28 protein-coding genes and 1 pseudogene are annotated in these 26,298 nt (G+C 43.8%); 24 read left to right on the top strand and 5 right to left on the bottom strand.

Annotated elements, in window-relative coordinates; all coding sequences use genetic code 11:
* Positions 1-41: 41 nt before the first annotated feature.
* Entirely contained in the window at positions 42-533 is a 492-nt protein-coding gene (locus gpAD87_RS02285; protein ID WP_064635933.1) for a GNAT family N-acetyltransferase, read from the top strand.
* A 27-nt stretch (positions 534-560) separates the two neighbouring features.
* On the top strand, positions 561-1,034 hold the full coding sequence (locus gpAD87_RS02290) for an NUDIX hydrolase (RefSeq protein ID WP_064635934.1): 474 nt from the start codon (positions 561-563) through the stop codon (positions 1,032-1,034).
* Positions 1,035-1,143: 109 nt separating this feature from the next.
* On the opposite strand, the gene gpAD87_RS02295 is transcribed toward gpAD87_RS02290, so the two are convergent.
* Positions 1,144-2,046 carry an ArsR/SmtB family transcription factor gene (locus tag gpAD87_RS02295; RefSeq protein ID WP_064635935.1) on the bottom strand — a complete coding sequence of 301 codons (903 nt, stop codon included), beginning with the start codon at positions 2,044-2,046 and terminating at the stop codon, positions 1,144-1,146.
* Between the two features lie 177 nt (positions 2,047-2,223).
* On the opposite strand from gpAD87_RS02295, the gene gpAD87_RS02300 reads away from it, so the two are divergent.
* From gpAD87_RS02300 to gpAD87_RS02365, 12 genes are all read left to right on the top strand, one after another.
* Entirely contained in the window at positions 2,224-3,714 is a 1,491-nt protein-coding gene (locus gpAD87_RS02300; RefSeq protein WP_064635936.1) for a glycoside hydrolase family 43 protein, read from the top strand.
* A gap of 200 nt (positions 3,715-3,914) precedes the next feature.
* Positions 3,915-4,778, top strand: a complete 864-nt coding sequence (locus gpAD87_RS02305) for a GNAT family N-acetyltransferase (RefSeq protein ID WP_064635937.1) — start codon at positions 3,915-3,917, stop codon at positions 4,776-4,778.
* A gap of 48 nt (positions 4,779-4,826) precedes the next feature.
* Positions 4,827-5,372 (top strand): GrpB family protein, encoded by a 546-nt coding sequence (locus gpAD87_RS02310; RefSeq protein ID WP_064635938.1) that lies wholly within the window; start codon positions 4,827-4,829, stop codon positions 5,370-5,372.
* Between the two features lie 41 nt (positions 5,373-5,413).
* The gene (locus gpAD87_RS02315) at positions 5,414-5,842 is read left to right on the top strand and encodes a hypothetical protein (RefSeq protein ID WP_064635939.1); all 429 of its coding nucleotides are present in this window, start codon (positions 5,414-5,416) and stop codon (positions 5,840-5,842) included.
* A 40-nt stretch (positions 5,843-5,882) separates the two neighbouring features.
* Positions 5,883-6,410, top strand: coding sequence for a cysteine hydrolase family protein (locus gpAD87_RS02320; RefSeq protein ID WP_064635940.1), 528 nt, complete (start codon positions 5,883-5,885; stop codon positions 6,408-6,410).
* A gap of 625 nt (positions 6,411-7,035) precedes the next feature.
* Positions 7,036-7,503 carry a hypothetical protein gene (locus tag gpAD87_RS02330; RefSeq protein WP_064635942.1) on the top strand — a complete coding sequence of 156 codons (468 nt, stop codon included), beginning with the start codon at positions 7,036-7,038 and terminating at the stop codon, positions 7,501-7,503.
* 291 nt (positions 7,504-7,794) lie between these two features.
* The gene (locus gpAD87_RS02335; protein WP_064640712.1) at positions 7,795-8,178 is read left to right on the top strand and encodes a nuclear transport factor 2 family protein; all 384 of its coding nucleotides are present in this window, start codon (positions 7,795-7,797) and stop codon (positions 8,176-8,178) included.
* A gap of 264 nt (positions 8,179-8,442) precedes the next feature.
* Positions 8,443-8,925: a DinB family protein gene (locus gpAD87_RS02340; RefSeq protein ID WP_064635943.1), complete on the top strand. Its 483-nt coding sequence runs from the start codon at positions 8,443-8,445 to the stop codon at positions 8,923-8,925.
* Between the two features lie 18 nt (positions 8,926-8,943).
* Positions 8,944-9,372, top strand: a complete 429-nt coding sequence (locus gpAD87_RS02345; protein WP_064635944.1) for a GNAT family N-acetyltransferase — start codon at positions 8,944-8,946, stop codon at positions 9,370-9,372.
* Positions 9,373-9,430: 58 nt separating this feature from the next.
* Positions 9,431-10,294 carry a phosphotransferase family protein gene (locus tag gpAD87_RS02350; protein ID WP_064635945.1) on the top strand — a complete coding sequence of 288 codons (864 nt, stop codon included), beginning with the start codon at positions 9,431-9,433 and terminating at the stop codon, positions 10,292-10,294.
* Between the two features lie 56 nt (positions 10,295-10,350).
* Positions 10,351-10,698, top strand: a complete 348-nt coding sequence (locus tag gpAD87_RS02355) for a hypothetical protein (RefSeq protein WP_029881333.1) — start codon at positions 10,351-10,353, stop codon at positions 10,696-10,698.
* A 558-nt stretch (positions 10,699-11,256) separates the two neighbouring features.
* Positions 11,257-11,808, top strand: coding sequence for a hypothetical protein (locus gpAD87_RS02365; RefSeq protein WP_064635947.1), 552 nt, complete (start codon positions 11,257-11,259; stop codon positions 11,806-11,808).
* Positions 11,809-11,922: 114 nt separating this feature from the next.
* Here the strand turns inward: gpAD87_RS02365 and gpAD87_RS02370 are convergent, their stop codons facing one another.
* Both gpAD87_RS02370 and gpAD87_RS02375 read right to left on the bottom strand, forming a co-directional pair.
* On the bottom strand, positions 11,923-12,990 hold the full coding sequence (locus gpAD87_RS02370; RefSeq protein ID WP_064635948.1) for an ABC transporter substrate-binding protein: 1,068 nt from the start codon (positions 12,988-12,990) through the stop codon (positions 11,923-11,925).
* Between the two features lie 87 nt (positions 12,991-13,077).
* Positions 13,078-14,646: a helix-turn-helix domain-containing protein gene (locus gpAD87_RS02375; RefSeq protein WP_064635949.1), complete on the bottom strand. Its 1,569-nt coding sequence runs from the start codon at positions 14,644-14,646 to the stop codon at positions 13,078-13,080.
* Positions 14,647-15,067: 421 nt separating this feature from the next.
* Here gpAD87_RS02375 and gpAD87_RS02380 point away from each other — a divergent pair, with 421 nt between their 5' ends.
* Positions 15,068-16,192, top strand: coding sequence for an MFS transporter (locus gpAD87_RS02380; protein WP_082935244.1), 1,125 nt, complete (start codon positions 15,068-15,070; stop codon positions 16,190-16,192).
* A gap of 12 nt (positions 16,193-16,204) precedes the next feature.
* On the opposite strand, the gene gpAD87_RS02385 is transcribed toward gpAD87_RS02380, so the two are convergent.
* Entirely contained in the window at positions 16,205-16,645 is a 441-nt protein-coding gene (locus gpAD87_RS02385) for an Lrp/AsnC family transcriptional regulator (RefSeq protein WP_064635951.1), read from the bottom strand.
* A 185-nt stretch (positions 16,646-16,830) separates the two neighbouring features.
* On the opposite strand from gpAD87_RS02385, the gene gpAD87_RS02390 reads away from it, so the two are divergent.
* Together gpAD87_RS02390 and gpAD87_RS31700 are read left to right on the top strand one after the other, a co-directional pair.
* On the top strand, positions 16,831-17,991 hold the full coding sequence (locus gpAD87_RS02390; protein WP_231952411.1) for a serine hydrolase domain-containing protein: 1,161 nt from the start codon (positions 16,831-16,833) through the stop codon (positions 17,989-17,991).
* A gap of 91 nt (positions 17,992-18,082) precedes the next feature.
* Positions 18,083-18,256, top strand: a complete 174-nt coding sequence (locus gpAD87_RS31700; RefSeq protein ID WP_157258401.1) for a hypothetical protein — start codon at positions 18,083-18,085, stop codon at positions 18,254-18,256.
* Positions 18,257-18,438: 182 nt separating this feature from the next.
* Here the strand turns inward: gpAD87_RS31700 and gpAD87_RS02395 are convergent, their stop codons facing one another.
* Positions 18,439-19,326 (bottom strand): TetR/AcrR family transcriptional regulator, encoded by an 888-nt coding sequence (locus gpAD87_RS02395; protein ID WP_064635953.1) that lies wholly within the window; start codon positions 19,324-19,326, stop codon positions 18,439-18,441.
* Positions 19,327-19,474: 148 nt separating this feature from the next.
* Between gpAD87_RS02395 and gpAD87_RS02400 the strand changes: the two genes are divergently transcribed.
* The 7 genes and pseudogenes from gpAD87_RS02400 to gpAD87_RS02430 all read left to right on the top strand — a co-directional run.
* Complete coding sequence (locus gpAD87_RS02400) at positions 19,475-20,203, top strand: MBL fold metallo-hydrolase (protein ID WP_064635954.1); 729 nt, start codon at positions 19,475-19,477, stop codon at positions 20,201-20,203.
* Positions 20,203-21,327: an AbrB family transcriptional regulator gene (locus gpAD87_RS02405; RefSeq protein ID WP_064635955.1), complete on the top strand. Its 1,125-nt coding sequence runs from the start codon at positions 20,203-20,205 to the stop codon at positions 21,325-21,327. Before gpAD87_RS02400 ends, gpAD87_RS02405 begins: the two co-directional genes overlap by 1 nt.
* 294 nt (positions 21,328-21,621) lie before the next feature.
* Positions 21,622-22,032 (top strand): MerR family transcriptional regulator, encoded by a 411-nt coding sequence (locus tag gpAD87_RS02410; protein WP_231952412.1) that lies wholly within the window; start codon positions 21,622-21,624, stop codon positions 22,030-22,032.
* A 140-nt stretch (positions 22,033-22,172) separates the two neighbouring features.
* The gene (locus gpAD87_RS02415) at positions 22,173-23,273 is read left to right on the top strand and encodes an MBL fold metallo-hydrolase (protein WP_064635957.1); all 1,101 of its coding nucleotides are present in this window, start codon (positions 22,173-22,175) and stop codon (positions 23,271-23,273) included.
* Positions 23,274-23,350: 77 nt separating this feature from the next.
* Positions 23,351-24,160 carry an SDR family NAD(P)-dependent oxidoreductase gene (locus gpAD87_RS02420; RefSeq protein ID WP_064635958.1) on the top strand — a complete coding sequence of 270 codons (810 nt, stop codon included), beginning with the start codon at positions 23,351-23,353 and terminating at the stop codon, positions 24,158-24,160.
* A 421-nt stretch (positions 24,161-24,581) separates the two neighbouring features.
* Entirely contained in the window at positions 24,582-25,400 is an 819-nt protein-coding gene (locus gpAD87_RS02425; protein ID WP_063565293.1) for a purine-nucleoside phosphorylase, read from the top strand.
* Between the two features lie 275 nt (positions 25,401-25,675).
* Positions 25,676-25,915: pseudogene (locus gpAD87_RS02430) on the top strand (GRAM domain-containing protein); the annotation flags it as partial.
* Between the last annotated feature and the right edge of the window lie 383 nt (positions 25,916-26,298).

Genomic DNA, 26,298 nt, shown 5'->3' on the forward strand with positions numbered 1-26,298 from the left:
CTAAGCAGTCAGAATTTAAAAGAGAACTATAGGGAGGCAGTATGATAGTAGACCTCACTCCAGTAACATTGGCAGAGAAAAGTATGTTATCGAATCTGTATCAACTGTACCATTATGATTTCAGCGAATATACAAGCGAGGATATCAATCAAGAAGGTAAATACGATGTGAATATTGACTTCATTTGGGAAGGGGATAACAGGTGGAGGCCATATTTCATTACGATTTCTGGCACTATAGCAGGTTTTGTTATTGTGCTTCTTGAAAATTTAGATACCGATCCAGATCCTACACATGTAATCTATGACTTTATGATCCTGAAGAAGTTTAGAAGAAGTGGGGTTGGATATGCTGCTGCGATGCAGATATTTGAGTTATACAAAGCCAATTGGGCACTTGCTCAGATGGAGAGTAACGCTCCTGCAATAGCGTTTTGGCGAGAGGTGTTAAAAGATTATACAAACGATCATTATACGGAAACATTCAGAGACGATGCCAGAAAGTATATTCAGACATTTAGTACGAAGGAATAAAAAAAAACATAGGTTAAGGAGAAAAAAATGAAAATTCGTTCTGTCTCATTAGCTATTTTGAGGAAAGAAGATCGCATTTTGGTTCAGGAAATTAACTTCCCGGATATTTCAACTACTTTCTACAGACCTATTGGTGGAACGATAGAGTTCGGTGAGAACAGTAAGAAAACTCTGATCAGGGAGCTCAAGGAAGAGTTGGATCAAGAGATCGAAGAGCCCCGATTAATTTCCGTTATTGAAAATATTTTTGGGATAGAAGATGAATTAGGTCATGAAATTGATTTTATCTATGAAGCATCATTTATAGATAAATCTCAATACAATCAGGAAGAATTTGTTGGATTAGAAGGTTCTATCCCCTATAAAGCATGTTGGAAACCAATCACTTATTTTTCAACAACAATGGATGATGTAAAGCTAGTTCCTGATGGATTGCTGGATTTGTTATTGGAACAAAAACTAGAAAATGGGTCTATGGTAAGGCATATAAGAACCAAGTAATGGTGAGAAGAAGGCTTCTTTAACTGCGTACAGCAGTATCCCGTTCATTCAAATAAGGGAATGCGTTTGAAGAGAAGAACGGGATTATTCGTTACTACATAAAGAAAGATTAGCGTTGTACGCGTATGACAATATCCTGGTCATGATTGCCGAACCCGGAACCATAAAGTGTTAATCCCCCGACGTTAGCCCCCTCCTCGTCAACTGTGAAACGAAGCGTCCAGAATGGCTGCTCCAGTTTGATATCCTCGATCGTCACGTCCGACATCCGCTCTCCATCCATATACGTACCCGAGTCATCAACACGAATCGTCTTTAATAATCCATATTGATTCACATTGCGATGCCACCATGTTGGTGTATATTTGCCTCGGGCAGCTCTTCCGAAGTCAGCGGGGCTTGTCCACGTTCCAAGCGAAATGCCGTTAAACATAAATCGGATATCCGATGGCCAATGATCTCTTAAACCCGGGGCTTCAGAAGCCAGTTCCACTGAAATTTCAATGGCGTTAGCAGTCTGATCGGGAAGCATATAGTTAGGCGTTTTGTATTCGACATAACCTCTTCCAAACCAAAGGATGGCAGCGTGAACCCGCTCAGGATCAAGAAAGTAGCGTGGGTCGTCCCAAACACCAATTTCTTTCTCGTGCGTTCCAAGACCACAGGTAGGATGGATTTCAAATGCAGTATAGTGACCCACTGAAATTGTCTGCTCTCTAACCCTTGCTGTCCGGCTGGGGGATGGTAGTTCGATCTCGATGTTATTTTGTTTGAGAAAACACAATTTGTGGGTGCCTCCATTCAGGCGTATCCTACGGCTATCAATCAGTCCGGCTTGCTCAAGCTTCCGTATATGCATCGTGACGATGGAGGGGCTAAGTTCTAACGCAGCCGCGATATCCTTGACATTCATTTCGCTAACTGCAATCAAATCCATGATCCTCCATCTAACCTCGCTTGCCAGCGCTTCGTATAATGGTATGAATTTTGGATCTCCGTTCGCTTTGATCATCTTTAACAATCTCCTAACCAGAGCTATTGAAATCATATATATATTAATTTAATGAATTTAACTGGACTCTTCAACTCTAATGCATTGAAAGTATGTTTGCGATAGTGTTTAATTTTTTTATCTACTTATGAAGTTGGATTCTTAAATATATGAATTATAGAAAAAGAGGTGGCTCAAATGAAATACAATAATCCGGTTATTAAAGGATTCTATCCTGATCCGAGCATCTGCAAGGTGGATGACACTTATTATCTGGTGTGCAGTTCTTTTCAGTATTTTCCGGGTGTCCCGCTTTTTGAAAGCAAAGATTTATTGAATTGGACCCAAATCGGTCATTGTTTAACTCGAAAAAGCCAGATTCGTCTGGAGACGGTGGGCAGCTCTGGAGGTGTCTTCGCCCCTACAATTCGATACAACAATGGGCGATTCTTTATGACCACGACGAACGACACGACGCGTCAGAATTTCTACATATGGACTGACGATATATACGGGGAGTGGTCAGAACCGATTATTGTGGATCAAGGGGGAATCGATCCGGATTTGTATTTTGAAGATGGTAAGGCTTTCTTTATGAGCAACGGGACCGATGATGAAGGGATTGGGGGAATCATTCAGTGTGAAATTGACATTGAAACAGGTCGCAAAAAGACTCCAAGCCGTTCAATATGGCAAGGATCAGGCGGACGTTATCTGGAAAGCCCACATTTGTATAAAATCAATGGATACTATTACCTCATGGCATCTGAAGGCGGAACCGAATACGGTCATATGGTCACGTATGCGCGGGGAGATTCTCCTTCGGGTCCTTTCGAACCCTATGCCAAGAATCCTGTTCTGACCAACCGTAATCTGGGCGGTTACGAACTACAAGGGGTTGGCCATGGTGACCTGATCCAGGACCAGGAAGGGAATTGGTGGATCTTCCATTTGGGATTCCGTCAGATTGGACAATGGCTCACCTATCATCATCTTGGCCGGGAAGTATTCCTTACGCCAGTTACCTTCGATAAGGATGGCTGGTTTACGGCAGGGCATAAAGGTACGACGCTTATGAGTTTTGACACGGATCGTATCTCTGATACAGTCATCCAACAAGAGAAGAAAAGCTATACGTTCGAGAATACGGATTGGAATCTGGACTGGTGTTATCTTCGTCATCCCAATACAGAAAATTACTTGTTAGAACAAGGCAACATAAAGTTAAAAGGAACTGAAGTGACACTGGATATTCCAGCATCCCCAACCTTCATTGGCCTACGTCAAAAAGACTTTGACGCGACCATCTCTGTTGACGTTAGTCTTACGAATGGCGAGGCAGGCATCACCATCTACATGGATGAACAGCACCATTATGACTTGGCCATTCGCAAAGAGCAGAGCGGGTATAAGGTCATTGAGCGTCTGAATATTGGGGATATCAAATCAGTCGAAAATGAAGTGGAACTGGGAAATGAGCATCATGCCACACTAGTTATTCGATCAAGCCATGAACGCTACAGTTTCTTTATTCATGCAGATGGCAAGGACACCCTCTTAGGGACAGCACAGACGAAATACCTTTCCTCGGAAGTTGCCGGAGGATTTACAGGGGTACTCGTTGGTTTATATGCGAGCGGAGAAGGTTCTGTGGCTGAGTTTTCTAAATTTAAGTGTGATTATCTTTGAAAAGGTAAGGGGAGGGACTTTTGTTCCTTCTCTTTTTTTTTGAATTCTCTTAATTTATCAAACAAAAGTTTAGTGGCACGTGTTTATATATTATATGTCGCAAGCAAATATTGAGTTGTATGCTGAGAGAATAGAATACATAGTACATCATATTGGGATTACAACCGAGGAATAAGTTGTAGTAGAGAGGGGAAAAGGCAATGAATGATAGTACTTCATATTCTTTAGTCCTTGCGAATCAAACTAGCTATGCCAAGTACTTTGCGACGTATAGGGAGAATATCTGGTTTAGACCGAGCTGGACATTTCTTCAAGAAATGATGCTAGACGCAAGTGATTGCTATTGGATCTATCAAGACAATCTACGAGTGGGCGGGATTTCTTTGACAAGCAGTGAGCTCGGATCTTTCTTTATGATTCCTCCGTTCACATTGACTGTAGATCTGGTTCATTTCTTAAAGAATTATGCTATTCAAAATTCAGGGGGGCAGTCAAAGGTAGATGTTTACAATGTTCTGGCTGAACATATTGATGTACTGAAGTCGGCTGGTTTCGAAGTGTTAAACACAAGGAAATGTATGATTAGACCTACAGAGAAGATTGAAAATGATCTCCATACTGATTTTTTTGCTATTAAGCCCAAATTGGAGCATTTGCCAAGCATTGTCCAAGTCATGAACGAATCATATCGTGGAGGAATGGATGAAGGAAATCTGAATACATATCGGAATGACGTGAGTTATTATTTTGAACATAACCAGCAGGATGAGCTGTTGAATGCATCATCGGTTTTAGTAGATAAAAAGACGAACAAGGTCATTGGATTTTGTTTGATTTCAATGTGGGAGGATATGCCTCTTGTGTATGATATAGCAGTTAAGCCGGGCTATAGTAATCAGGGTCTAGGAAGATATATGTTATACAAGGCGATTTCTCATTTGGAAGGTTTCTCTCCAACCATTCGTTTGTTCGTTACTATAGGAAATAAGGCTGACTATTTATATACCAAATTAGGTTTTCTTTCAGGAGAGGAAGCATCTCGCATGGTTTATAGAGTCGTGTAGAGAAATGATGATAGAAACTATACTTAATGAAATTGAAGGGAGGACTACATGGAAGATCAATGGAGAATTGCAACTTATGATCCTGCTTGGAGGCACATGTTCCTCGATAACGGAATGAATTTAAGAGAGGCGTTGGGAGAAAAGGCTGTGCGGATTGACCATGTCGGATCAACTTCCATCGTCGGAATGGATGCCAAGCCGATCATAGATATACAAATTTCCGTATCTGATTATGATGGTTTGCTTAACTACAAACAAGAAATCGAAGCGGTCGGCTTCGTTTTCAGAGAAGAAAATCCGGATAAAACCAAGCGATATTTTCGCGAAGTACCCGGATGCAGGAGAACGCATGTACATGTAAGACATGCAGGGAGTTTCTCTGAACAGATGAACTTGCTTTTTAGAGATTATTTGAGGGAACATCCAGAGGATCGATTGAAATATGCGGAAGATAAGCACAGGCTTATGGCATTATACAAGGACCAGCGGCCAAAATACGTGGAAGGCAAAGGACCGATGGTGTGGAGCATATTAGAGAAAGCTCATATATGGTCCCAAGAAATCGGGTGGCAACCGGGAGAATCTGACGCATAGGAACATTCATTGTATATGGATAACCTTATGGGAGTGGTGAGATGAACATTGGAAGAAAGCTGCTGACGACCGTTCTAACGATCATTAGTTTTACTTTAATTGCAAGTATAATATCCATGAATCGATCTTACAGCTTTGATTTTTATATTCTTGTTTATCTTGTATATGCGACTCCCCTGATCACATTGATCGGGCTACCGTTATCTTTATTGCTGGACTATCTGTTGAGCAGAATTCAGTTCGTTAATCATGCCTTGTATCTAAGTTTGAGAATACTGGGTTACGCATGTTCTGGAGTCTTAGGAATGTATATCTATTATTTACTCATGGGCGCGGGAGAAGAAATTTTAAATTTTAAAGAGTCGATAGTTTTGACTTTATTTGGCGTTCTAGCTGCTATACTATTTGTGTTGATCGATGTGGGATTGGAAGGTTTGTTAACGGTGCGAAAACGGAAGAAGGAGTCATAACAAGTGCTGATTTAATATTATTTTTCAGGAGGAATATAAGATGCCAACCCACTGTGCACTTCTTGTTATCGATGTTCAGGTAGCCATGTTCGATGAATCAGATCCCGTATATCAGGGGGACGTATTGCTTCAGAAAATACAACACGTCATTTCCAAGGCTCGGGAAAAAGGTCACTCCGTTATCTACATTCAGCACAGTGAAGGAGCAGGCAGTCCCCTTGAGCGTGGAACGGCAGGTTGGGCGATTCATCCGTCCATTGCGCCGATCACTGGGGACCTTATTATTGAAAAGCAAACCCCGGATTCCTTTCACGAAACAGATCTGAATCTGAAATTGCAAGAAAACGGAGTGACGGAACTTATTCTGACTGGCATGCAGACGGAAATATGCGTGGATACGACTTGTCGCAGAGCAAGTAGCCTTGGCTATGCACTAACCTTGGTTCGTGATGCTCACAGCACATGGAATTCCAACATTCTTCAAGCTGAGCAGATTATAGAACATCACAATTCGGTTCTGAGCATGTTTGCGAATGTGGTGGATACCGAAAATGTATTGAATGGATGAGATGAATTGACGTTGAATAAAAGAATATTTAATCTTTCGGCTTGGCTTGCTGTGTTAGCTGTGATCTTTATTCCAGGAACAGCCTACACGGAGGGGACTTTACGAACAGAGTATGGTTTTCCATTGCGGTTTTTTACTGATTATCATTATAAGAAACCTGATGATACGATCTGGTTCCTTTCCAATGTTTATGTGAATGCTCTTCTTTATCTGTTTAATGTCCTGTTTATATACGCTGGAATTCATGTTTTACTCTATGTAAAGAAGAGAATGACGAAGCCAAAAGAGTAGGGAGCTGCGACGATCGCGGCTCTTTTATTTTTTCATATCATGGGTTATGATAGAAGGCTTATGATAATTGAGGTATACAGCCAGCTAGCGGAATGAAAGTAGGGATCGTTGCAGAAATGCTGACGATCCTTTTTGTATACCTTTGCGGACGGTGAAAAACAGGGGAATTATATTAGACTAATAATATCCCATTAAGCTTCATGTCCACGTTTTGAGCTGGCCGCCCATAAAATTTTGAAATTGTAATTATTTTCTTATTGTATATACATGTAACTTATGGTAAATTTGCAAAGCTATTTTTATGTATATTTTTAAATAAGAGGGATTTTTAATTATGAAGAAAAGCACTTTGTTCGTAGGTTTGTCGGCATTATCCTTGGTAGCAGCTGTCACGCTTGCATCTGCAGCACCAACAAATAATGTAGGGGACTCATCAGCAACTACTGCATCTGCACAAGGCGAAGGAATCATTACCCCAATGGCAGTTGATAATGAGATTGTGAATTCACAGATTTCCGGAAGTAGCTACACGAAGAGTTTTAATATCCAAGCAAATTATGGATGGGTCAAAGTTTGGGTTCAAAATACATCTAAGGAAACCCTAACTGTCCGAGTTACTCAAAGTACTCTGTCTGGTACTCAAAAAATGTTATTCTCTGTAGCTCCTGGTGCAACTTGGTCTGAATATGGAACAAAACCATGGGCAATAGGTACCCACTGGGTTAGCATCAGCACTAAAAACAGTGGCAACATGTCAGGATTGCTTTCTGTTAAACTTGCAAATATGAAGGAAGAGCTTTAATACGAAATAAAATAGAAATCTTAGGCTGCAAACTGAATTCGGTATTTACCGGCGTCAGATGTTGTTTTCAACTAGCAGGCTGTCAAAAAAGGATCGTTGCAGATATGCTGACGATCCTTTTTTTGTATACCTTTAGGGACGATAGAGAAATGTAAAATTATATTAGAGTGATGATGCCTCTTTAAGTTATGGGGCAGGATAGTTGAAATATATGGTAATATTACATTGAGAATAAATTGCCTGGGTAAACAAGGGTATCATCTCTTTTATGTAAAGGAGAGGAGTATGGTTATGGTTAGTAAAGAAATAAGGGGCATAATTGAAAATTATCTTGAAGCATACAATTCATTTGAAATTGAAAGAATGGTCGAACTCTTACATAATGACATAATATTCAGTAATATTTCCAATGGAGAAACTACAACGGAGACCAGAGGAATACAAGCATTTAGGGAGTTGGCAGAACAGTCGTCAACGATGTTCTCTAGCCGTCGCCAGACAATTACCGATTACAGTGTTATAAATGACAAAGTAGAGGTAGGAATCGATTATGAAGGTATTCTTGCCGTTGATTTTCCTAATGGATCAAAGAGTGGGGATAAGCTGCAATTAAAAGGAAAGATAACATTCGAGATTAAGGAAGGAAAAATTTCTTTGATTGAAGATTACAGTTGAATACACCACACGTTTTTTAAGCTAACGGGTAACGTTAGTTCAAATGAGTATGGAACAGCCGGCAGATAAGTAAGCGTAATGATTTACCCGTTTAGGAACCCCGATCAGCGCTGTGATTACGTAATGGATGCATAAGTTTCTATAAGTTTTTGGAAGCATGACATTGGATTTTGGAAAACAACTTGAACATTCGGACAAAACTTTTGCCAATATGGAACTGATCAAAACTCTTAAAACGCATGATAGAAAAGGAGAATTGGCTAAATGGAATCTTTCTTTCGTTATAACTGGATCGTGCGTGAGCAATGGTTTCAGTGGTGTGAGGATGTACCGCTGGAAGAGCTGCTTCGGCCTCGAACAGGCGGGGTAGGCAATATATTGCAAACGTTTTTTCATATCATCGATGTAGAGTGGAGCTGGCTCCAAGTATTGCAGGGCAAACCGGATGGTATGGAGAATTTTGATAATTATAAAACACTGGAAGCCGTACGACAATTCGACCGCAAGCTGCGACCTGATGTGGAGGCATTTGTTCTATCCTGGGACCCCAGCATGGAAAAGAGACCTTGCATTGATCCCGAATTGGATAGCACCGTCGCCAAGGAATCGTGGGGAGAAGTGATGCGACACGTGATTGCTCATGAGATTCACCATATGGGGCAGTTATCGGTATGGTCCAGAGAACTGGACAAGAAGCCTGTGTCTGCCAATTTCATTGGTAAAGGACTTATTACACCTGATAACTAGATTAGAAAAGGAGACACTATGATTCATTGCAGAGAAGCTAGAATTGGGGATGGCGAGGGGATTAGCCAATTATCCCATCAACTGGGTTACACCAGTACAACAGAAGAGATCATCGAAAGGTTGAATCGACTAGGCTCAATGACTGATCATTATGTTTGCGTAGCTGAGATCGATTCCCTTGTTGTGGGTTGGGGGCACGTACAGGGAAGATATTCTATCGAAAGTGTACCTTTTGCTGAAATTGGTGGCTTGGTTGTCGATGAGCATCATAGAGGTGCGGGAATTGGTAAAAAGATCATGAGCGAATGTGAGAAGTGGGCACGGATGAACGGGTTTAACAAGATTCGCGTGCGATCAAGCGGTAAAAGGGAAGCGGCGCATCGGTTCTATATTGCCATCGGATATAATGAGAAGAAGTGGCAGAAGGTTTTTGATAAATCATTATAAAGATCTATGGAGTATCAAATGCCGTTATTTCTAATTTCACAGAGAAGGGTTGGGAAAAATGAGGTTAACTCTGGAAAGTATTCGTTGGATGGAGTTGAGCGAAGAAACTCGCTGTCTGCTTGGGAAACCATACAAGATGCTTCCCCTGTCACCAGGGCTGGAAGCAGACGTTGTGAAGATAGAATGCGGTGATCACTCTTATGTGTTAAAGGTATGGAACAAGGACTCCAAACCCAATATTCGCAACCAGTATGAACTATTATCTGAACTATACGAGAGTGGAATACAAGTCTCCAAACCGTACGGTTGGGGCATGGATGTGGATTCTAATCAAGTCCTGTTAACGAGTTATGACGGGGAGCCTATAGCCAAGTTAAGCAAGACCAAGCTGGAGCAATTGGCTCAAACGTTAATTCAAGTCCATGGTTATGATGTAAATGATACGGGTAACGCGGATGCCAATTTCATACCACAACATGATTTCGTTGGATATTTTTTTCCTTCCATTGAACTGCAAGATGATATGCATCAGATCCTGACGAGCCTTCTTCAACGGACTGAGTTGAGGCAAGATCATTTGATCCATGGTGATTATAACCTGGGAAATGTTCTGGAGGCAGGTGATCAATATGCGATCATCGATTGGACAAATGGTCAGCGTGGTGATCCCAGATACGATATGGCGTGGTCCATTTTTTTGATGACGATCTATACGGGGGAACGAAACGGTAAGATGTACAGTGCTCTATTCAAGAGTCTGACGGAATACACACCAGACGATGAGGAGATTTTTGAAGCGATGGCTTGTTTGCGCTGGATTCTATTAAAGCGAGTGTTTAATGTTCCTCTGGGGCCGGGTGTTATGCAGCGAGTTAAAAAGATTACTGGCAATAATTCATATTTAAATGATGAACTGCTGTAGTTCTGTCCTAAACTGTTCTTCGTTGCATACCTATGGTATAGAGGAGCGTGATAGGTATGGAACAGAAGGTGCAAACCTATTTTGAATTAAAACAGCAACAAAAAGAAATTGAACAACGTCTATCTGTGTTACGAGATGAGATTGTCGGGTATTGTGAGGAGCAGGGCGTCTATGAGACGCAAGTTGGCGGATACGCTGTGAAAACGGTGCTTCAGCACCGCAAGGAATATGATGATCAGAAGCTGTATGCTTCCCTTCCCGATCCGGACATCTGGCGACTTCTGTCCAAGGTGGACAGTCATAAGCTGAAAAGCCTGATCAAACTGAACATACTGACTGAGGAGCAGATTAGTCCAGCTTGTACGGTGAAGCCGGTAACATTATTACAGGTGGACAAGTTGTAACCCTTCACACGCCATTACAGATTAACCATTCTATGATCGTCATCACAAAGCACCTTCCACGGCATATTGCTCTGCTGTCATCATCGACGGAATACGGAGGTGTTTTTGTTTTTTTGCGTGGAAGCAAAAACTGGCCTTTGTATATTCGATCAGCAGCTCAGCCAAAGAAGCCGTTCTGGAGTAACATTAAGGAGAGCAATCATGGGCTCCTTGCCATTCACTCATATTTGCAAACGCTCCCCGAGGAGCTGATTGAATCGGTCACGAGGTGGCCGGTTTTTTTGTTGTATGCAAAATTGTGTGTCAATTTCAGCCGTGCGTTTTAAGGCATCTGTAAGCATAGGCCTGATTCCGTGCCGGAATGAAATTAAGCGCATTGCTTTCAACAGTTATGTGAGCAGTTTATATGTTATAATTTGTAATTAATCATATGCCATCTTTGCGAGGGAGGGGGGGGATGAAGACTTTCCCATCCCTGTCCATATTCAATGGAATGAAGATCAGGAAGAGATAGTATATCTGCAAAAGTTGTAGACCGATAAATTGAGGAGATGGGCCATGAAGAAAAAAATCATTTCGATTGTGCTTGCCATCTGGGTATTAATGATTGTGATCAGTGTGGTTCTTCTGTTTCTGCCCAGAACGATCCATCTTGATGGTGTGGGTGTAAAGTATCGGCTGGGGGGAGAAGACAACAGGGAGCCAGAGCAAACGGTTCATATCAACATGGATGGCAAGCGTTATCTAACGACCTCGGGTGATTACATATTCAGAGGAACTATTGATATTGAAGGTGAATCTTTCCCTGTACCCGAAGATCAAAAGATGCTCAAAATTCGTTTTCATAAAGGATACGGATCGATGGAGTACTTCATTTTTGAAAATGGGAAAACGGATATCTTTCTATACGGAACACTATTTGTTGATCGTGCATTCAGCAAACTCACCATCGCCATTTCCGAGGAGGATTCGAACGGAGAGCAGAACAGTAAAAGCTGGAGCGCCGAAGATGGGCTTATGCTCTCGATGCCTGCAACGAATCGTTCCGAAGCTATTCAGCTCTCTAATGAACTGATGGAAACCTATCTCGGGGGCTATACATTAAAATGAGAAACAAAATCATAAACATAAACAGGCATGCATTTACGTTGAGGGCCTTCCCCCTTCATGTAAACGACATGCCTGTTTTTTTATTTATGCTGCAAATCTCTAGTCATCTTGCGTTCAGTTTCCAAGCAAAGCTTGTTCTACTTCATCCAGAACCTGACCATAGGCAATCGGTCCAAATCCAGCTACCCAGACCGTGTTGTCCACCATGTAGACCTGGTTACTTTTCACAGCCTTCAAGCCTTTCCAGACTGCATTGTCACGCAGCTTGGTGAGCGCTTGTTCATTCTCTGCTTCACTACCGGAGATGATCATGAAAATACGATCCGGATTCAATTCAGGCAACAATTCGAGCGACACATTCTCAATAACTTCATTCATGACGATGCCTGCTTTGGCAAGATCAGGTGCATGGAGTCCGGCTATATCGTAAAGCAGGTTCGGAGAATAGAAGGCATCAGGTGATTTGTCACTTGGAGCAAATACCTGAATCTGCTTATCGGTCAAACGAAAAATCAGAATGGTATCATCCGCGGCATCGCTGGCAGCAACCTTGGTGCCAAGATCCTTCGCCTTTTGATACAACTGATCCACGATTTCGTCTGCCTCTTTTTCTTTGCCCAATACTTTGGCTGTATCCTTGAACCACTCAAGCGAATTGCTGAAGTAGCTGCTCATATAGACCGGTCCAATCGCACTTATCGCGTCGTATTCATCAACAAGTACTTCATTGGACAGAATGAGATCCGGCTCTGTGTCCAGAAGTGCTTCCTTGTTGAATTCATTGACGGAACCGAGCGGTACGACGCCTTCGAGCTTGTCCTTCAGATAGGCAGGCATCTCCTGGCCGACTTGGGTCACCATGGCGTATGGTTTCATGCCCAATGCCACGAGGTGATCGGCATACGCATAGGTCAAGCCAGCGATACGCTTGGGTTCGGCAGGAATATCAACAGGACCCTTAATACCCTCAACGGTACGTGTCTCCGTACTGGTTGCCTCACTATCCGACGATGAGGTGCCGTTGGTGCTCTCTGTTGACTCACTGGCTGTGGAAGTGGATTCACCCGTAGAAGCCTGTTTGGCCTTGGAGCACCCGGCAACCAGAATAAGCAGCAGCATTAGCATGATGCTTGCCTTCAAACTGGTTTTAAATCCTTCTTTGTTTCTTCTATCTGTATTCATATGTGCATGTTCCCCTTTACTGATTATCATTCTCAATTACTAGTATAGGAGAGAAGATTCCGTGCGTCGAGGCACAAAAGGAACCATTCACATGCACGATAGTGACCGAAGGCGCTCGGGAATTTCCCGTAATAACAGATCATGCGAGAAGGCATTATAGCTGCCGAGTACATAATTCATCTGATCCAAATAAACCCGCCCCCGCTTCACCGCTTCCCGCGCTTTCCACCAGGGTGAGTTCAACCATCTCTGCTGCTCGGCATCACTGACCGAAGGGTGGAACACCAGCATGATGTAATCGGCGTCCAGATCGTCCATTTTCCAATCCTCAGCAATATAATGGCTCTGCTGTTCATGGATCAGGGAAGGGGTGGACAATTGCAGATCCTGATACAGGACCGCACCCATATGGCGGTAGCCGGCAACAAAACAATCCTGACTTCGAACGAGTAATGACACGATTGAAGCAGAGCCGATCTGCTGACGAAGATGGGTTGCAGCCTGATGGGATTTCTCATCATATTCATCCAGCCAGCTGTAAGCTTGTTGATTTCGTCCGGTCGCCTCAGCAATTTCGAGGAACTGACTGCGCCAGTCCTGGGATTGAAAAGCAATCGTCTGTGTGGGTGCAATCTGGTGCAACTGCTGAACATGTGCATCGTCTGTATATTCACTGGTCAGAATCAGATCCGGTTCAGCCCGGAGCAATGTAGTTGAATCGGGCGCTTCCCCTTCATAGGCATTCATGAAAAGCGTATGATCCAGCAAAGAGGTTTCAGCTTTAAAAGAAGGTCCCGTTGCTGCGCAAGGCTCCAGTCCCAGTGCAAGCAGATGACCTGTATATTGATTATTCATGGCGGCCACCCTGATCTGGCGTGGATTCGAATGAATATAGACGGTGGGCGAGAGGCCTACGGTTTTTTTGAATATACGACTGAAGTATAAAGGGTTGTTATAACCCACTTGGGCGGCTACATCCTGTATGGAGCTTTGTTGCCTGGTGAGCAGCCGTTTGGCATGATGCATTCGAATGTCGGTCAGATATTCTTGCGGACTTTTGCCCACGTTTTTCTTGAAAAAACGGGAGTAGTACCCCTCGGAGAAACCTGCCCGTTCGGCAAGCTGTTGGCGTGTAATCGGCGTCTGATAGTTCTGCTCCATGTAACGCAGCGCGTCCAGTACAAGACTGGCCGAGTCATAATCGGAGGTGGCTTCAAGCCGTTCTCCTACATCTGCGACCCATTGCAGAAATTGTCCTTGGATACGAATCTGCTGCCAATGATTATGCTTCTGCCAGAGTATATGCAGTTCTTTGATTAACTCGCGTTCATGGGATTGCAGAATACCAACACGGTTATGCTCAAAAAGGGGAGGGAGAATAAGAGTCTCTTCGGAATCCTCTCTATTCAAGATTTGCCCCTCTATCTCCAACGCGATGATGCGTAATGGATCTGCGGAAGTCTGTCTAATATGCAGCTGCTTGCCATCCTGGAGAAAAATAAAATGCCCTGCCTTAAGATCGCGATGCTGACGATTCACGGTCAGACAGATCTCTCCATCCTCCAGCAGCAATAACAGTTGTCCTTCTGTATGTGTGAACGGGTTGCCGTTAGAGGGCAGCCTGGTGTGGTGCTCAATGGATATAAGATTGTACATTGGGATATCCCTCTCTATGAAGCCGATTTGAGTATGTGTTAAAAGGCATTAAAGTCAAAGCATATGAATTATCTTATCATTCTAGCGAGTAACAGAAATGCTATCAATCATCTTCGTCATCTTCGATGTTCCCTTCGTTGTTCTCCCATCCTCTTAAATGATCTAGTACGCGATGATAATTGCTTTAACAGCGTTTCCATTGAAATTCGAAGTGAAACACCGAAATTAAATGGATTATCCTTATAAAACGCTCGATCTGCCGTTGATTATGTATGCCAAATGTGGGTTCGATTTTATAAGCTTATTCTGTAGGCCAGAGGCTTCTGGATTATACAAAAATAAAGGATAAAGGAGAGTTTTTGTGAACGCGAACACAATCGCAAAAGAACGCCTCCCCTGGTCAGCTCTGCTCGCTTTGGCCATGGCTGGATTTATATGCATTCTTACAGAAAGCCTGCCGGCGGGGCTGCTGCCGCAAATAGCACAAGATCTGGAGATCGGGGAAGGTTTGGCTGGACAGCTCGTCACTTTGTATGCGGTGGGATCTCTTCTGGCGGCAATTCCCCTGACGACAGCAACTCGTGGATGGAGACGCAGGCCGCTGCTGCTATCATGCATCTTCGGTTTTCTGATTTTCAACACGATTACGGCCGTATCCTCGGTATATGGTTTGACCCTTGCTGCACGCTTCATGGCGGGCGTATCTGCTGGAGTGTTGTGGGGGATGACTGCAGGTTACGCACGCCGGATGGTTTCAGACTCGTTAAAGGGAAAAGCGATGGCTGTCTCTATGGTAGGCACACCGCTCGCGCTTGCATTGGGCGTTCCCTTGGGTACCTTTTTGGGCAATTACGTAGGATGGCGTCTTATTTTTGGAACAGTCTCATTATTGACGGTAGTGCTTGTATTGTGGGTGCTCTGGAAAGTACCTGACTATGAGGGGGAGCCTGCACGTCACCAGCTTGCACTTCATCGGATCTTTGTTATACCGGGGGTTCGTCCCATATTGTTTGTTGTTCTGACCTGGGTATTGGCCCATAACATTCTGTACACGTATATCTCACCTTATCTGGGCGAGACGATGCTGTCCGAACGGGTGGACCTCGTTCTGATGATCTTTGGAGTGACTTCGGTAATCGGTATATGGATTATTGGGATGTTGATTGACCGTTACATGAGATTATTGATTCTGGTTAGCCTTCTCCTATTTGCGTTGGCATCGCTGGCGATGGGGATCTTTATCCATCAACCGATGATGATCATTCTGGGAGTAGTGGCGTGGGGGCTTACATTTGGAGGGGCGGCTACGTTATTACAGACTGCAATTGCGCAGGCGGGAGGCCAAAGTGCCGATGTTGCCCAATCCATGCTGGTGACAGCATGGAACTTGGGGATCGGAGGGGGAGGGATCGTCGGAGCCATCCTGCTGGAGCAGACAGGCGCTCGTTTCCTACCTATTTCCCTGATCCTGTTGATCGTTATGGCCTTACTCGTCGCCTGGTTCGCCAGTAAACATGGTTTTCCAAGACAGGTTAAGGACCGATGATCGATTAAACATTTACACCGGATTCGTTCCTTCGATAAGATTTTTGGTTGCAATAGGTGAGGACATCGCGATGAGGGTGGTGTAGGTACCGTATTGATCGCATCGGTCTCCAAATGCTTCAAGACCAGCAATCGAATCCGTCATGATTTTCAACAGGTAATTATGTTCTCCGCTCACGCGATGACATTCTACCACTTCGGGTGACGAACGGCAGAAATCAAGAAAGGCATGACAATCCCGTGTGCGAAAAAGAAGATAGGAAGTACTCGACCTCCCTATTTTCTGCGGGGAAATGATAGTACGGTACTCTTCGATTACACCGCTTTCTTCTAGACGCTTCACGCGTTCCGTTACGGCGGGTTGAGATAAACCGACCAACTTGCCCAATTCCGTCATGGATAGCCTTGCCTGGTTTTGCAAATGAAAGAGGATATTAGTATCGATTTGGTCCATAAGATGGCCTCCTTTTAAATTATAGGAAATGTTTTGTAAATGCCTTTATATTCATCGCAGATTAAAGCAGATAACTTGGTTGTTTTATGTAATATGGATGAGATCATTTATATAATAAGCACACTTACTTTAAATAATCAAGCACGTGGCATATGGAGGGGAAGAGTGAGATGGGAGACAGAAATATGAAGTTTAATCCTGCATTTGTAGAAGAAGTGATTCACCGTACGTTGGCAGAAAAAAGAATTGTGGGTTCCGTTGTTCAGATTGCGTGGAAAGGGGAGATGGTCTATAACAGCGCGGATGGCCTCGCCGATCGGGAACAGAACAGACGCATGCAAGAAAATGCACTGTTCAGGTATGCTTCTGTAACCAAACCGATTGTATCCACCGCCGCCATGGTATTGATATCCCAAGGTAAATTAAAGCTGGATGACCCGGTTATGAAATGGCTGCCTGAATTCCGTCCCAAACAGCCAAATAGGGAAGTTGCCTCCATGACGGTTCATCATCTGATGACACATACGGCGGGTTTAACGTATCGTTTTTTTCAGGAAAACGGAGGAACGTACGAACTTGCCGGAGTATCAGATGGGATGGATATCGCTGATATTACGCTGGAAGAGAATTTGCAGAGGATTGCTTCTGCTCCACTTCTGTATGAGCCCGGGAAGATGTGGAGATATTCGATTGCAACAGATGTACTCGGTGCTGTTATTGAGAAAGTGACAGGGGTGTCACTGCGAGAGGCCGTACAAGTGCTCTTGACTCATCCACTGGGTATGAAGGATACGGATTTTGTCGCTGTGGATTCGAAGAGAATGACAGCTGCCTATGCGGACAGTTCCAACAGTTCGGGGCAGCCTCGTCGCTTGCGCGATAAGGACCATGTACCTTTTATTGAAGGAACGGCAGGCTTCCAACTCGCACCCGAAAGATACCTTGATCCATCGGCCTATCTTTCGGGTGGTGCGGGCATGATAGGAAGTGCAGGAGACTTTCTAGCATTGCTTGAAACACTGCGTCAAGGTGGAGGTTCGCTTCTTCCTAAAGCGCTGGTCGCCGAAATGACGACTAATCAGATTGGCGATCTGGAGATGCCTTATTGGCCAGGCAGAGGATTTGGCCTGGGATTCACAGTGCTGAAAGATCCGGTTGAGGCAGGTACTTTGGAATCTACTGGAACGTGGCGCATGGGTGGAACCTATGGTCACTCGTGGTTTGTTGATCCAACAAAAGAACTGAGCGTTGTCGCGTTTACCAATACAGCTCTGGAGGGCATGTCGGGCAGATTCACAACGGAACTTTGTGAGGCTGTCTATGAGGGGATTGAGCGAAAGAGATAAGTTGTATTATGGATTTATATGGAAAATTATGATAAGGTAGAGCAGCAGATTACAGTAAAATCTAAATTTGATTCCGAAATGAGATGAGAAGATGGATCGCATCCGCAATTACCTGTTTGTTTTCGCAGGAAATTTTCTAGCTGCCTATATGATCTTTCCTGAAAGAACCATTGGTAAATCCGTGATGTTTGCTGCACTGATGCTGTTGCTGAGCATGGGGATGGATTTCATGAAAAGCAAACGGAAAGCAAATCCAGTTCAGTAATTCCGCATCGATCATCGAAAAAGGTAAGCTGTCATCATGGATCGGTTCCGGTGGGGACTTGAAGTGATGCTGTGGTGAATTAATCTCGACAATAGTTAAAGAGGGAGTAAATATATTTATATAAAGAAAAGCAACTGATTAATTTCAGTTGCTTTTCTTTGTAATGAATCTTATTCTACTGACTAACGTTTCAGTACGAGACAAAGCTGTCGTACATAAGGTGCTAACTCGCTAACTGAATCCAAAAAGTTGATATATACCCGTAGAAGAGTACCATTAGGCTTGGGTTGTCCTAACTCTAACTTTAGCCATTCGATAACCTCAAGCAGTTCATTCTGAATGGGCTCTGGCCGTGGTAGCTCGCGGATTTTATCGGCAAAAAACTTCAGAAGATCATCTAGATTGTCCTGCCGGGTCTGGTCATCTGGTGGATTGATTTCGTTGAAAAAGGCACTTGATGCCTTGAGCACAGGTTGGGCTTTGCTTGCGATCAAATCTCCGATAACAACATCCAGCCGATCCACAATAAATCCAGCCAAATTAGCCATGGGAGCAGCAATCACCGCTTGAAAAGTGTGAGACAAATATTCTTTGACCATGCCGCGGAAGATAGCGACAACATCCCCGAGATATGGGAGAATAGGCTCGCCGTATGTTTCATAGAAGCAATCCTGATGTAAGGTTAGCAGAGAGGCACGTTTTTTTCTCCATTCGATTAGAAAGTTCTCATTACTTGTGACCGGCAGCTCTTTAAACTCACTGGTGAAAAAATAATTTTCAAGCATATATTGCAGCTGAAATTCGATCTTTTGGCGCAGTACTTCTTTTGGTGGAAGCCCCTCCAGCCGAAGTCTCCGATCAAGCTCCCTTGCCTCTTCGAACAGGATTCTGTGTACCTCGACAAATACCCCGGTAAATAAATCTTCCTTAGAGGAAAATACTTTATAGATGCTCGCCTTGGCCATGCTACAAGCTTCTGCGATGTCCTGCATGGAGGCTGAGAAATATCCTTTTTCTCTAAAAATGCGCATTGCTGTATCGACGATTAGTTGTCTTTTGAATTGTTCCATTTTAACCACCCCTTCACATTCTGACATGTCTTCTTATTGTGGTCAATAAAGGAAATTGACGAAAAAACTACAAAGTCATATAATGAACCTGTGAGTTTTTTTGATTTATTTCTAGGGAGGTGAGCCAGAGCATTCGCTTTGGCGCAATATGAAAATTAACGAACAGATTGAAATGCTAGTGCTTACTCTTAAGATGGGCGAGCATGATTTTGTTATTAACCCGGTGGCAATCCGTGACGAGCAATCTTATGTATTGGTGGATACCGGAATGCCTGGTTCTTACGGCCAAATCACGGAGCTTTTGATCCAAGCGGGAATTGACCCTGCGGCCTCTCATTCCATTATTTTAACCCATCAGGATATCGATCATGTAGGCAGCCTGCCGCAGTTCAAAGGCGAAGGTATAGAGGTGTATGCCCATGCGGATGACCAGCCTTATATCGATGGCCTAAAGCCGATGATTAAATTCAGCGGGGAACGCAAGGAAGGGCTGATTGCCTCACTTCCGCAGGATCTTGCTACTGCATTTGAAGCTACTTTTTCTGGAAAGGAAAAGAATGTGACCACGTTGCTGGCAGACGGAGAGAAACTGCCTTTCGGCGGCGGACTGACTGTAATCCATACACCAGGGCATACGCCAGGACATATCAGCTTGTATCATGAGCCTAGTAAGACACTCATTGCAGGTGATGCATTAAACGTTGAGGATGGTAAGTTGATCGGTCCTAATCCGACAGTTACGCCAGATATGCCACTCGCGCTGGAATCACTCCGCAAGCTGAAGGCTTATTCAATAGAGACTGTAATTTGCTACCATGGAGGCATTTTTAAAGGCGATGTTCAACAGGCCCTAGATAAAATAACGGAGAACCTGTAATGGATGGTACCGGCGAAGCCCGGGTTGCGTTGTGGAAAAAGAGTAAGTGGGTACGTTTTGTGATAACCTTTGCCATTGCTGTCCTTGGTGGATTTGTTTTTCAGCTGATCCATATGCCAATTCCCTGGCTACTCGGCTCGATGGTGTTCCTCGTGATCGGCTCCAGATTGTTTAAAGGAATCACCTTATACTGGCCTGGACAAGTCCGCGATACCGGAATGATTATCATCGGCTATACCCTAGGACTTTCGTTCACCTTGTCGACCTTAACGCAGATCGGACTTCAGTTGCCGACAATGATTCTGTTCACATCTCTGCTGTTGTTATGTGCCGGGGCCATTGCGTATTTAATTTCGAAATTATCCGGTATTCCTTTCCCAACGGTGCTCATGGGCAGCATTCCCGGAGGACTTAGCCAGATGATTACGTTGGCCGAAGAAGTGAAGGGTATTGATATCACTGTCGTCACCTTTTTGCAGGTATCCCGCCTGATGATGATTATTTTCTGTGTGCCGCTGCTGATCTTCAGCCCATTGTTTCATGTCAGTGGCAGCCATAGCGCCGTAGCTGCTGCTGCGAGCGGATCTGCTGGATATGCTGCGTTATTTCCGCATACTTTGGTCTTTGCCGCGGTATGCGTACTTAGTGCGTTCATCGCCAAGAAGATCAAGATGCCAACGGCCTTTCTGCTTGGACCAATGATTGGTACGATCCTGCTTAATTTGACCGGGTATGAGGGTCATGCGTTGCCACCCGTCGTACTCAGTCTTTCACAACTGATGATCGGGGGCTACATTGGGCTGCTGCTGGATCTGGAGAGTCTAAAGAACAAAGCAAAAATCGTTTTGCTCGCAATATTGAGTGGAGTGCTGCTGATTGGGGTCTCCATGGGACTTAGCTTGCTGCTGACACGAATGCATGACATCACAATCGTCACTGCATTTCTCAGCCTATCGCCAGGCGGTATGGACCAAATGGCCCTCATCGCTAAGGAAGTCAACGGCGACCTGTCGATTGTAACGTGCTATCAGCTCTTCCGAACCTTGTTTATCTTTTTTGCAGTGCCGCCGGTGTTAAAGCTGGCTTTCCGATCGTTGCTGAAAGGGAAAAAAGATACTATATAAAATGGACAAAAGAGAGAAATGGAGAGGTGAGCAGGAGCGAGGTTAAGAGGCGAGAAGGTGTGGGGAGAAAGAGTGGGGCGAGAGGATGAAGGTGTCTTAAGTATGGTTCACGGTGGCTTAAGGGTGTCTCAAAGGTGACTCAATCACCGCCCAACTACCTCCCAAGTGTAAATAGAGGCATTTATGTACCTTTATTATAAGGAATAAAGGGGCTGGCTTCGATTAAGGGCAATTTTTTGCTTATAATAAAGCTAGCTGTAACATCTTATGAACTGGACTTGGGGGAGAGTGAATTTGTTTACAATCAAGGAAGTATCTGAAAAATTAAATTGCCCTGCTCATACGATCCGATTTTACGATAAAGAAGGACTTTTACCCGATATTCGTAGGGATAATCACGGCAACCGCCTTTTTGAAAAACGAGATATAGACTGGATTCGCTTAATAACATGTTTTCGTGCCACAGGAATGAGCGTAGCAGATTTGAAAAAAATCGTTGACCTTGCCTTGCAGGGAGATGAAACGATCGGACAGCGCAGAGCCATACTAGAATCCCATCAAGCGGAGATCAAGAGAAAACAGCAAGTGCTAAATGAGGCTTTTGAAGCGGTTAGCCAGAAGCTTGAAGTGTATAACGATATAGAAAAGGGAAATCCTGAGGAACGTTTTCTCACGTACATTGGGGAATTAGATACAACCATATAAGTCGAGATTGTGACAAGTCACTCTGTGTAAGAATAGGGTGGCTTTTTCTGTAATCAAAAACTTGCCTTAAAGTGCACTTTAAGATATATGCTAACATGGTTAAAAAAATTTCATCGGAATGAGAAAGCAGGAGAGACAGGATGAAATATGTGATAATCTTGGTCGTACTCGTATTAGTGATTTTCTGGGTCGTAAATTATTACCCGCCTCTTGGAGGGAAAAGTTCAGCGGATAGTAAGCGGCGTATTCATGAATCCGCTAACTTTATTGATGGGAAGTTTCACAATCAAATACCGACATCGATGGATTATAGTTTAAAAGATACCGCTGGGGCCTTATACGATACGATAAAAGGAAACCCCAATGGCCGACCAAAGGTAACCCTTCCAATGGAGATTTTTGATGCAAAAGCATTTTCAGACAGTGCCGAGGATCAAGTCATGTGGTTTGGTCATTCGACCCTCTTGATGAAGGTCAGTGGAGTGAAGCTTCTGCTAGATCCAGTATTCAGTAAATACGCCTCTCCCGTTGCTTTCGCGGGGCCAAAGAGATATAGCAATAAGCCGCTAGCACAGATTGAGGATTTGCCTGACATCGATGTCGTCTTGATATCGCATGACCATTATGATCATCTGGACTATGAGTCTATCCGTAAGCTAAAAGGAAAGGTCAAACAATTTATCGTTCCGTTAGGGGTCGCTGGACATTTGACAAAATGGGGTGTAGATCCGAGCCAGATTAAAGAGCTGGACTGGTGGGAAGAAGCATCGTATCAAGGGTTAACTTTCGTTAGCACGCCCGCAAGACATTTCTCTGGCCGCGGTATCCGTTCTGGTTCCTCGTTATGGAGTTCCTGGGTTATTCAAGGTAAACAATCGAATGTATATTTTAGCGGGGATAGTGGTTATGGTCCTCACTTTAAGGAGATTGGCGATAAATACGGTCCGTTCGATCTTGCCCTCATAGAGACAGGTCAATATGATGTGAAATGGGCCAACATTCATATGGTTCCTGAGGAGTCCGTGCAAGCGTATCAGGATGTAAAGGGTAAAGTAATGATTCCTATTCACTGGGGAGCATTCACCCTGGCATTGCACAGTTGGACAGACCCCATTGAGCGCGCGAAAGCAGCTGCGGATAAGCTAGGTGTAGCTTTGGCTACGCCAAAAATTGGAGAAAAGGTGATTATCGGTTCAAGTGTATTTCCTACTTCAAGCTGGTGGGAGTCTATTGAAAAATAATACTTGCCTTAAAGTGAACTTTAAGGGTTACGATAACTCAAGAGCCAAGCTCAATTCGTGATCTGGAGGGAATACACTTGAGTAAAACCATTTTAATCACAGGTACATCAACAGGCTTCGGTAAAGAATTGGTTCTTCAATTTGCGAAGCGTGAATGGAATGTCGTCGCTACCATGCGGGATACATCGAAAGCTGCTGCTGAATTTAGCCAATATAGTAATGTACAAGTGCTGGCCCTGGATATTACTAATCAGGAAATGACACACGAGGTTGTGGATGCGGTAACGCGCCAATATGGACGAATTGATGTGCTGCTCAATAATGCCGGATATGCTCAAGCAGGTATTTTTGAAGAAGTATCCGTTGACCAAGCACGTCAGCAATATGAAACGAATGTGTTTGGTGTAATGACCACCATTCAAGCCGTTCTTCCACAGATGCGGGAACATCGCTCGGGTCACATTATCAATATCTCATCTATGGGCGGCGTACAAAGCTTGCCAACGCTGTCTATCTACTGTAGCTCTAAAGCAGCGCTTGAAAACCTGAGTGAAGGTCTGGCCGCTGAGGTTAAGGGCTTGGGTGTAAACCTTACCCTTGTAGAGCCTGCAGGATTCAAGACAGGTTTCCAAGGAAATACTCAAGAAATTACAAGCGATATCCCGGACTATCAACCGCTGTATGATTGGTATAATGATCTTGCTGAGACCGCGCCTTATGGCGATGTTGAAAAAGCCATGTCAGCGGTTGCTGATATTGCCGGCACAGACAATCCTCCAAGAAGACTGGCTCTCGGAAGCATGGGGCTTGTGATGGCGCGTACGCAGCTGAATGGCATGCTTGAGGAATATGACAAGTGGGAACACATTACGGCAAGCGCAGATTAAATAGAAAGAAAGAGGAGTGGATAATACATCCGCTCCTCTTTTGCATAATAAAGAATCCATCATCTATTTAATGTTGTACAAGGGCGGGGGCGGAAGGTTGGAGATAGAGTTAAATATTCGCTACCCTATTCATCAGTCATCCAGATGTTATTGCAGCATATGTGAACATCTGGATGGAAGAACTGCTTTTATGGGAGTTGGGAGTATGTGGAAAAAGCAGAAGGCGACGAACCTGATTTTGATGAGATTTTGAAACCATATTTCGAGGTGTTACAGTCAGGGCTTAAACTTTAACCTGCTTTCGGGAGGAGAGGCATAGTCCACTTTATCCGGCTCCCATTTACTTGATCACTAATGTTCATTACACTTGGTTTATAGTACTTACTTAATCCAAACTCAGATGTTCAGGGGGAATATATTTATGCATCAATCCGCACATATTCAGGAAGCCAGAGATTACATATTAAACCGTATTAATAACAAGCCTGTCGTGGGTATGATTCTGGGATCAGGGCTGGGAGCGCTCGCGGACGAGATCGAGAATGCTACCGTCATTCCATATACGGACATTCCTTATTTTGCTCAATCCGAGGCGATTGGTCATGCTAACGAATTGGTCATCGGAGAATTGATGGGCAAGACTGTCGTAGCTATGAAAGGACGCCTTCATTATTATGAAGGATTTTCGCTGGATGAAGTAACGTTCCCGGTTCGGATTATGAAAGCACTGGGTGTCGAGCAGTTGATTATCACCAATGCTTGTGGAGCGATCAATACCAGCTTCGAACCTGGACAGCTTATGTTGATTACCGATCATATCAATCTGGTAGGCAACAATCCGCTGATGGGGCCGAATAATGCAGAGCTGGGCGTGCGTTTCCCGGACGTATCACAGGTATATAATCGCGAACTCCGCAGTATCGCCCTGAAGGTAGCGGAGGAGCAGAATGTTGGTTTGCAGCAAGGGGTGTACGCATGGTGGAGTGGTCCGGCGTATGAGACTCCAGCAGAGATTCGCATGATTCGTACGATGGGTGCGGATGCTGTGGGTATGTCGACGGTACCTGAAGCGATTGTAGCCATTCATGGCGGCATGAAGGTGCTTGGTATTTCCTGTCTGACCAATATGGCTTGCGGCATTCTAGACCAGCCGTTAAGTCATGATGAAGTAATTGAAGTCGCGGCAAAAGTGAAAACAACCTTTATTGGACTGGTTAAAGGTATTTTGAAAGAGATGTAATCCGGAATCGAGAGGAAGCTTTCCTTTCAAAGCAAAAAAATTTATGAAGCATTGTCCAAGACGGAGTGATTCCGTTGGGCAATGCTTTTTTACAAATGAACATGCGCAAAATATTCCTATATCGGTCAAAACGACCTATAATAATAGTGATTCAAGCTATAGGCTGAAAAAGAAGACTGATAGAAATGGAAGAATTCGGCCCCCATGAACACGTCATTTTTGAGAGGATTCATGCAAACTGATTAAGAGGTTTTGAAGGAGTAGGAGGAAAGCTTTTTCTAACTAATGAACGATTAATTTTTATTCCTCATGGTCTGAATTTTCAGACGGAATGGGTTCAAATCGAGATCTGGGCTATGACTAAGATTGAGAAAAGTGCGACATGGGGACTAATCCCTAACGGAATTACCATTACATTAGACAGTGGACATGTCTTCAAGTTTGTTGTCTGGAATCGTTCTAAGATCATCAAGGAGATTGTACAAGCCAAGAGAATGAATAACGAAATCATTTAAGTTTCAGATGAAGTACATAACCCAAAAAATGTGGGATAATAAACTGAACGGATTCTGCTCTGGCCAGATGAATTTATCAAATCCTCATAGATCAATGATGCATTGAAATCTATATAGACAATAGTAACAACATGATATGCATTAAAAAGGCTATAAAATGGGCACTGTCTATACGGAATTAATCCGTTGGGCGGTGCTTTTTGATTTGGCAAAATGATGGGATTAACTAGATCGTCATGCACTCCCTTGTATTTCCTATCTCTGATATCGTACAGTTGAAAGATAAACAAGGATATGGATTATCAATGAATTAACTATACTCCTGAGGAGAAACGTGAAGTATAGATTTTCTATATCATTAGACTAGACAATCTATATAGCAC

This window comes from Paenibacillus sp. AD87, from assembly GCF_001659845.1.
Taxonomy (GTDB): Bacteria; Bacillota; Bacilli; order Paenibacillales; family Paenibacillaceae; genus Paenibacillus; species Paenibacillus marchantiae.